Genomic DNA, 4606 nt, shown 5'->3' on the forward strand with positions numbered 1-4606 from the left:
TAAAAATGAGCTTGTTCTTGCTACAGAAGATGACGGTGTTTTGTTTTTTAATTTACAAACAGAAGAATTAACACACCTTAAAAAAGAAAACGGAATTTTAGGAAACAGTATTTATTCTTTATACATAGACCCTAAAACAGATAATTACTGGATTGGTTCTTTGGGAGGTATAAGTGTTTATAACAAGCAAAAAGGAATAATAAATAACAGTACAGACAATGAAGGTTTACCTAGCCATATGGTATATGGTTTGCTAGATAATGAAGATAAAGTATGGATTAGTACCACAAAAGGTATTGCAGTAATAGACAAGCAAACCTACACTATTACTGCTTTTAATCCTAAAGAAGGTTGGCAAGCATCAGAATTTTCTGAAGGAGCATATTATAAAGACAATAAGGGGTTATTGTTCTTTGGAGGCGTAAATGGTTTAAATTACTTTAATCCTAATGCTATGAGTTTTAATCCCAATAAACCAAAACTTAAGGTAGAGTTTAATCAGCAAAAAATAACAGAAAAAAAGCTGACAAGAGCGCATAGTAAAAATGATGTTGTAGTAACTATTACCCCTGTAGTTTTTCCGGTTGATAAAAATACTAGCTACTATTACAAGCTACACGGTAAAAATGAAGATTGGATTTTAGCAAAGGGTAAACAACGTCTTCAATTTAAAAATTTAGCTTCTGGTACATATTCTTTTTTGGTTAAGAATGATAAAAATGAAGCCGGTAAAGAGGTGTTTACACTACATATTGAAAAAGCTTTTTATCAAACCATAACCTTTTTTACATTAGTTTTATTTGTATTTATAAGTGCGGCTTTTGCTTTTTTTTACTTAAAAAGTAAGGCATCTAAAGCACAACATAAAAAGTTAGAGGTGCAAATAGCTAACCGTACACAATTAATAGAAAAGCAGAAACAAGATCTCTTAAAAATAAATGGTCAGTTAGATGAGAAAAACCAGGAAATATTACTTCAAAAAGAAAAGCTACTAGACTTACATAATAATTTAAAAAATCAGGATTTTGAGGTAGATAAGTTTAAAACCTTTGTATTATCTCAATTTCAGCAACCATTATCTATTATTTTAAAGGCATCTCATGATATAAAAAATAATGAGAATGTAAAAAAGGAGCTGTTACAACAATCAGGAAAAATAATAGATCTAGTATCAGAATGGAACTATTTAGACCATATTAAAGACTTGGGAGAAGTAAAATTAACGTCGGTTAATTTGCTGCCAATTTTAAAAAGCATAGTAACTAATGTAAAAGAAAAACTAAAAGAAAATAACGCTAATTTTAATGCCCAGTTAGATAAAAATATCGCCTGGGTAGAGGTAGATTTATTGCGGCTTAAACTTTTACTAAAGTATATTTTTAATGATATTATAAAATACTCAGAAACCAAAAGTACATTAGATGTTTCCGTTCTTATAAATGGTAATCAGCTGCAATTTAAAGTAACATCCACTAGTACCTTATTGCAAAGTAATGTAAAAAATATTTTAAATTATAGTCCTTATTACAAAGCATTTTTGGTTTTAATAAAAGATTTAAATGGTACTTGCAATATATTAGAAGCAGATAGGTTTAATTTTCAATTTTGTTTGCCAGTTGCTGTTCTTCAAAACAACGTTAAGGCAGTAGAAACTATTTCTTGGAAACATCTAGACTTAAAAGAAAATCTTCCGGCTAATAAAAATAATATTCTTGTTTATACAGATGCTTCTAATTTTGATATAACCAATCAGTTATTAAAAAACACAAGTAATTATTTACTGTTTGAAAATGTAGTAACCAATTTATCATCGGCATTAAAACAATTACGTTTAGATGTTTTGATCTTTTACCAAGTAGGTTTTACTAAAGAAATAGCCTATTTTCTACAAAAATATAAAGAAATACCAAAGAAAGACAGAGTTCCTTTGGTATACATATCAGAAGAAATTAATTATGCTTTACAAGAGACTTCTTTAGAGTTTGGTATAGATGCGGTAATACAATTGCCAGCAAGTAAAACTTTTATCAGTAATAAAATAACATCTTTAGTTAATAGAAGTTTAGGTCGGGGACATAACAAGTTTCAGCAAGAGATTTTTAAAATTCTTACTGAAGAAAATGATATGCAATCTGGTAATGAAAAGCTGTTAAAACGTAGTTTAGAAGTTATAAAAGAAGAACTATCTAACCCATCTTTTAATGTAGAAAAACTTATTTCTATTTTAGAAATATCTAGAATTAAATGTTATAGGTTATTCAAGGAGCATTTAGGACAGTCTCCATCAGATGTTATAACATCTCTTCGTTTACAAAAAGCCGAATATTTACTAAAAAACAAAAAATTTAATATCTCAGAAATTGGTTTTGAGTGTGGGTATAGTGATAGCAAATACTTTGGACGCACATTTAAAAAACATTTTGGGGTAAGCCCCAAGGTATACAAGGAGCAAAAAGTATAGCGTGCATTGTATGCTTAGGATTAGCTGTATGTTAGGTTAATGTTACTGTAACAAAAGTCCTATTTTTTGATGCTCACTAAGGTTTTTTTGTACTAATAATCCTCTTTACTGAAACAATTTTACCCCCACTAAAAACAACCACACAATACATTTGAAAAAAACAAAAACTATAAATTAAAATGAAAAAATTATACTTTTTTCTAACACTCAGTTTAGGGTGTTTATCTACCATGTTAGCGCAGGTAACAGTAAAGGGCACAGTAGTGTCTAACAATGATGGGTTACCAATCTCTGGTGCCGCAGTAACTATTAAAGGTAAAACTACAACAGGAACGGCAACCGATTTTGATGGTAACTTTACTTTAGAGTTAAAAGAAGAAAATGGAGTACTTGTAATATCTTCATTAGGTTTTGCATCTAAAGAAATTGCTTATAGTGGAAACCAAACAGTATCTGTTGGTTTAGATGAAGCTACAAATTCTTTAGATGAGGTTGTACTTATAGGTTATGGCTCTACTAAAAAAGGAGATTTAACCTCTGCAATTGGTACAGCGGCAAATGTTGGTACAATTACAAGTAGGCCAGTTGGTAATTATAAAGAGTTTTTACAAGGTAACATAGCAGGTGTTACCGTATTAAGTTCTGGTGGTGACCCAACAAGTACTGCTAGTATAAAAATTAGAGGTATTGGTACTTTAAACTCAGAGTCTCCATTGGTTGTTGTAGATGGGTTACCATACAACGGACCAGAAATAAACCCTAATGATATAGCTTCTATATCTGTATTAAAAGATGCGGCTTCTGCTGCAATTTATGGTGCACAAGCTGCATCCGGTGTAATTGTAATAGAAACTAAAAAAGGAAAAACAGGTAAACCAAGGTTAAATATTAACTATTATACAGGTATTAAAACAGCGTCTAATTTACCAACACCTTTAACGGCAAAACAGCAATCTGAGGTATATAACTTAGCAGCAGATAATGCAGGTACACCAAGACAGTCTGCTCATGATGCAGCCCAAAATCCTTACGGACAAGTAAACCGTACAAATTGGATTGATGTTATTTTTAGAGATGCCACTGTAAATAATTTAAATATTGATTTAAGTGGTGCAGGTGAAAAATTTAATTATTATACTTCTTTTGCTTTTAGAGATAGAGAAGGTGTTTTAGAAGGTACTAGTTCTCAAAACTATAGTTTAAGATTAAAGTCTGACTATAATATTACAGATAAAATTACAGTAGGAGAAAATATTTATTTCTCTAGAGATGAGGCTTATGGTACAAACACAGATAATCCTTACTCTGGTACAATTATAAATGCAATTTATATGCCTTCCGCATCACCAACGCGTTATGAGGATGGTAGTTTTGCAGGTGTAGTACCAGAAAGTTTATCTCAGTTTGCAGGTGCTTACGGAGATGTCTACAATCCTTTATCTTTATTGTTAAGGCCAACAAAGGAGTCTCCAAGTACATTTATAAATGCAAACGTATATTTTAAGTATGATTTGTTAGACGGTTTATCATTTAAATCTAATTACTCTTATTCTTATAAAGATAACAGAACAAAAGAGTTTTACCCAAGAGTGCCAGAATTAGGCCGTAGTAATAGTCAAAACACATTATTACAAACAAACAGCAATCAAAATAAATGGATATGGGACAACCAATTGTCTTATAATAAATCTTTTGGTAATCATAACTTAAATGTAACTGCAATTTATTCGGCACAAAACACAAAAGGAAATTATATTTCTTTACGTGGAACGGGGTTTTCATCGGAAGAACCGTTTAACCAGTATCTGCAAAATGCTGAGTTACTAAATAAGCCAAGTAATAATCCTTTTGAAGAAGCATTAACTTCTGCAATTGGTAGGGTTATGTATAATTACAATAATAAATATTACATATCTGGTAGTATACGTAGTGATGAGTCTTCTAGGTTAGCTGTAGAAAACCAATCAGATACTTTTACATCTGTTTCTGCAGGTTGGAGAATATCTAACGAGTCTTTCTTTAATATAGATGCAATTAACGATTTAAAATTTAGAGCATCTTGGGGAGAAATAGGAAACATACAGTCTATTAGCGGTTATTATCCTTTTGATGTTCCTGTGGCAAGCGGTAATGTAATTATGGGAG

General features: G+C 30.9%; 2 protein-coding genes. Both read left to right on the plus strand.

Annotation, left to right across the window (positions count from 1 at the left end; translation table 11 throughout):
- The coding region (locus ABJD66_RS03585; protein ID WP_348128326.1) for a helix-turn-helix domain-containing protein at window positions 1-2461 on the plus strand (2461 nt) is incomplete at its 5' end.
- Between the two features lie 179 nt (window positions 2462-2640).
- Window positions 2641-4606: SusC/RagA family TonB-linked outer membrane protein (locus tag ABJD66_RS03590; protein ID WP_348128329.1), on the plus strand; the 1966-nt coding region annotated here is incomplete at its 3' end.

The organism is Cellulophaga sp., assembly GCF_039943695.1.
Taxonomy (GTDB): Bacteria; Bacteroidota; Bacteroidia; order Flavobacteriales; family Flavobacteriaceae; genus Cellulophaga.